Raw genomic sequence first — 4,392 nt, forward strand, 5'->3', positions numbered from 1 at the left:
AAAGCCGCCAAGACCGCCGGTCCGGCGCCGGCGGGTGCCGCGCCGGTGAAAGCGGGCAAGATCGGCATCATGCTGATCAATCTCGGCACGCCCGACGGCACCGATTTCAAGCCGATGTGGCGCTATCTCAGAGAGTTCCTCTCCGATCCGCGCGTCATCGAGCTCAACAAGGCGATCTGGTATCCGATCCTCTACGGGCTGGTTCTCACAACGCGGCCGAAAAAGTCCGGCGCCAACTACGCCAGGATCTGGAACCGGGAGAAGAACGAGTCGCCGTTGCGCACCTTCACCCGCTCGCAGGCGGAGAAGCTCGCCGTTGCGCTTGCTGACTTGCCAACCGTCGAGGTCGACTGGGCCATGCGCTACGGCAATCCCTCGACCGGCAGCGTCGTCCGCCGGCTGGTCGAGCAGGGCTGCGAGCGCATCCTCACTTTTCCGCTCTATCCGCAATATTCGGCGACGACCACGGCGACGGCGAACGACCAGCTGTTCCGGGCGCTGATGAAGATCAGGCAAGCGCCGGCGATCCGCAGTGTGCCGCCCTATTATGACGAGCCGGTCTATATCGACGCCCTCGCCCGTTCGATCGAGAAAAACCTGGCGACGCTCGATTTCGCGCCGGAGGTGGTGATCACCTCCTACCACGGCATCCCAAAACCCTATTCCGACAAGGGTGACCCTTACCAGGCGCATTGCCTCGAGACGACGAGGCTGCTCAGGGCAAGGCTCGGCTGGGACGAGAAGAAGCTCATCACCACCTTCCAGTCGCGCTTCGGCGCCCAGGAATGGCTGCAGCCCTACACCGACGTCACTATCGAGAAGCTGGCGAAGGACGGCGTCAAATCGATCGCGGTCGTCAATCCGGGTTTTTCCGTCGACTGTATCGAGACGCTGGACGAAATCGGCCGCGAGGCCGCCGAGACATTCCACCATGCCGGCGGCAAGAACTTCGCCCACATCCCTTGCCTCAACGACAGCGCCGAGGGCATGGCAGTGATCGAGGCGCTGGTGCGGCGGGAACTGTCAGGCTGGGTCTGACGTCCGATATTAGGCGGCGAAACCGGTTCGCACAGCCTTCGCTAACCAATATTCGCGATCACCTGATTGTAACGCTTCGGAAACACACTTAAGTGATTCCGCGAGGTCGCCGCCTTTTGAGGGAGAAACGAAATGGGGTTTAGCGGTTTCGATATTGCCATCATTGTTCTTGTATTCCTCGTCTTCATCCTTCTTTTCAAAGGCATCAGAACGGTGCCGCAGGGCTACAACTACACGGTGGAGCGTTTCGGCCGCTACACCAAGACGCTGACGCCCGGCCTGAACATCATCAACCCGATCTTCGAGCGTGTAGGCGCCAAGATGAACATGATGGAGCAGGTGCTCGATGTCCCGACGCAGGAGATCATCACCCGCGACAATGCAATCGTGGGCGTCGACGGCGTCGCCTTCTACCAGGTGCTGAATGCCCCGCAGGCCGCCTATCAGGTCTCCGGGCTGCAGAACGCCATCCTCAACCTCACCATGACCAACATCCGTACCGTCATGGGCTCGATGGATCTCGACGAATTGCTGTCCAACCGCGATGCGATCAACGAACGGCTGCTGCGCGTCGTCGATGAGGCCGCGCACCCGTGGGGCATCAAGATCACCCGCGTCGAGATCAAGGACATCAACCCGCCGGCCAATCTGGTGGATTCGATGAGCCGCCAGATGATCGCCGAGCGCGACAAGCGCGCCCAGATCCTGGCCGCCGAAGGCATGAAGCAGTCGCAGATCCTCGAGGCCGAAGGCCGCAGGGAAGCCGCTTTCCGCGATGCCGAGGCGCGCGAGCGTTCCGCCGAGGCGGAGGCCAAGGCGACCCAGGTGGTGTCGGAAGCCATCGCCAAGGGCGACGTGCAGGCGATCAACTACTTCATCGCGCAGAAATACACCGAGGCGCTGGCCAGGATCGGCTCGTCCAGCAACAACAAGATCGTGCTCATGCCGTTCGAAGCCTCATCGCTGATCGGTTCGCTCGGCGGCATCGGCGAGATCGCCCGCGAAGTGTTCAAGGCCGACGGCCCTTCCGGCCCGCAACGTCAGGGGGCGCGCACGCCGCTCGTGCGACCGTCGGACAACTGAGTCACGCCATCTGGGTGGGAGAACGTCAATGATCGATCGCATCGTCTCGGAACTCGGGCCGTGGAACTGGATGGTCCTCGGCTTCGTGCTGCTGGTGATGAAAATCGTGGCGCCCGGCGTGTTCATGCTGTGGATCGGCATCGCCGCGCTGATCATCGGCGCGGTATCGCTGCTGATTTGGGACGCTGCCTTCTGGACCTGGCAGCTCCAGGTGCTCGCCTTCCTCGTGCTCTCTCTGGTCTCAGCCTTCGTCGGCAAGAAGCTGGTGGGCGATCGTGCCGTCAATGCGGACCAGCCGCTGCTCAACCGCCGCGGCGCTCAGATGGTCGGCCGCACGGCGACATTGGCCGAGCCCATCAAGAATGGCCGCGGCCGCATCCGCCTCGGCGACACGCTGTGGCGTGTCTCCGGCCCGGACCTGCCCGTCGGCACCCAGGTGCGTGTGACCGGCGCCGCCGACACCGATCTGGAGCTGACGGTGGAGGCCGTCTGAGTTTGCGGGTTTCCTATTCTGAAGCCGTTTGGGAATCAGGCCTGCGTGTCCTGAGTCTCGCCCATCTCAGGCGGCGCCGATGCGCAGCAGATCGTGCAGATGCACCAGCCCCACGGGGCGATCGGCCTCGACCACCATCAGGCTGGTGATGGCCGACGTATTGATCGTCTGCAGCGCCGTCGCCACCAGCGTGTCGGGGGCAGCCGTCTTCGGCTTCTTTGTCATCACCTCATCGACGTTCATCGACAGAAGATCATCGGCAATGTGGCGGCGGATGTCGCCATCGGTGATGATGCCGATCAGCGCACCGTCGGCGCCGGTGATCGCCACGCAGCCAAAACCCTTGCGCGACAGTTCGACGATCGCTTCGCGCATTCCCGTGCCCGACGGCACCAGCGGCAGCCGCTCGCCGACATGCATGATCTCGCGCAGTTGCATCAGATTGGCGCCGAGCTGACCGCCGGGATGGAAGGTGCGGAAATGGTCCGGCGTGAAGCCGCGCGCCTCGAGCAGCGCGATCGCCAGCGCGTCGCCCATGACCAGCTGCAGCAGCGCCGATGTCGTCGGCGCCAGCCCGTGGGGACAGGCCTCCGGCGCGGCCGGCAGCAACAGCACGACGTCGGCGGCGCGCGCCAGCGCCGAATTCTCGCCCGAGGTGATGGCGATCAGCGGGATCGAAAAGCGTCTGGAATAGGCGACGATGCCCATCAGTTCCTTGCTCTCGCCCGACCAAGACATGGCGATGATGGCGTCGTCCCTGGCGATCATGCCGAGATCGCCGTGATTGGCCTCGGCCGGATGGACGAAGAAGGCAGGCGTGCCGGTCGAGGCGAGCGTCGCCGCGATCTTTGAGCCGATATGCCCGCTCTTGCCGACGCCGGTGACGATGACGCGGCCCTCGATACGCGCGATGGCATCCACTGCGGCAGCGAACGGTTCGGACAAGCCGTTGCCGAGAGCGGCTGCAAGCGCGGCCATGCCGGCCTGCTCCGTCGCCACCGTTCTCAGCGCCGATTCAATCGCTGCCTGCCTGTCCGGCTGCTTTCTTTCTGAGGACCCCGCGTGCATGGCAGATGCCATTAGCGCCATGTCGCCCGCCTGTCCAACGGAATTCCCGTCTCGCGTGCGTCGCGGACAAGGGCCCTTGGCCTGTTTCAACCCTCCGTTAACCATCCGCATTTACGGTCCGGTAAGTATGGCGCGCCTGCGCCGCGCAAGCAGTGGTGATGATGTCCGGGGGCGAGCCAGATACGAAAAAGGGCCGGAAGTGCATTGCCGTTGCAGCGCTTTTGCTGACGGCAAGCATTGGCGCCTTGATGCGCACCGTGCCGGCATTTTCGCAGGAAACCGAGTTGCGCGGCGAGGTCTCCGAATCGGCAATCCTGGCCGACCAGCAACGCAAGGCGAGACAATTGCGCGCGCAGGGATCGCTGGATCAAGCGGTTCCGGCGACCCAAATGGCTGAGGACCAGACGACCGCCAACCCTTATGAACCAGCAAGTCCAGGCGCGGTGCCCGACGACGACCAGACCGGGGGCGCGGCGGGCAGCATATTCGACCAGCCGCAAGCCACCGACGACCCCTTCGCCGACAATCAGACAGTGGCCGCGCCACGCCGGCCTTCGACTGCCAGGCAGGGCTCGGCGGGTGCCAACGCGAAAAGCGATGCCAAGGCGGCCGACAAGAAAAACGCCAAGAAGAAGCCTGGCCAGACGGCCGACAGCACGGCCAAGGCCGCCACCGGCGATCCGGCCGAAACGGCGGCCACCGAGGATGAC

4 protein-coding genes and 1 pseudogene are annotated in these 4,392 nt (G+C 64.0%); 4 read left to right on the top strand and 1 reads right to left on the bottom strand.

Translation table 11 applies throughout. The features are described 5' to 3' along the window. The 3 genes from hemH to EOA60_RS20565 form a co-directional block, all read left to right on the top strand. On the top strand, nt 1-1,038 hold a 1,038-nt coding region (gene hemH / locus EOA60_RS20555), incomplete at its 5' end, for a ferrochelatase (RefSeq protein WP_128311802.1). Between the two features lie 132 nt (nt 1,039-1,170). Continuing rightward, the gene (locus EOA60_RS20560; RefSeq protein WP_095823424.1) at nt 1,171-2,121 is read left to right on the top strand and encodes an SPFH domain-containing protein; all 951 of its coding nucleotides are present in this window, start codon (nt 1,171-1,173) and stop codon (nt 2,119-2,121) included. A 28-nt stretch (nt 2,122-2,149) separates the two neighbouring features. Next, nucleotides 2,150-2,614 (top strand): NfeD family protein, encoded by a 465-nt coding sequence (locus EOA60_RS20565; protein ID WP_127335297.1) that lies wholly within the window; start codon nt 2,150-2,152, stop codon nt 2,612-2,614. Between the two features lie 66 nt (nt 2,615-2,680). Here EOA60_RS20565 and EOA60_RS20570 read toward each other — a convergent pair whose 3' ends face one another. After that, a complete protein-coding gene (locus EOA60_RS20570; protein ID WP_067327031.1) occupies nt 2,681-3,682 on the bottom strand; it encodes a KpsF/GutQ family sugar-phosphate isomerase in 1,002 nt (333 codons plus the stop codon). Nucleotides 3,683-3,930: 248 nt separating this feature from the next. On the opposite strand from EOA60_RS20570, the pseudogene EOA60_RS20575 reads away from it, so the two are divergent. Next, nucleotides 3,931-4,392, top strand: a pseudogene (locus tag EOA60_RS20575) (hypothetical protein); the annotation flags it as partial.

The sequence above is a fragment of the Mesorhizobium sp. M1A.F.Ca.IN.020.06.1.1 genome (assembly GCF_004023265.1).
Classification (GTDB): domain Bacteria; phylum Pseudomonadota; class Alphaproteobacteria; order Rhizobiales; family Rhizobiaceae; genus Mesorhizobium.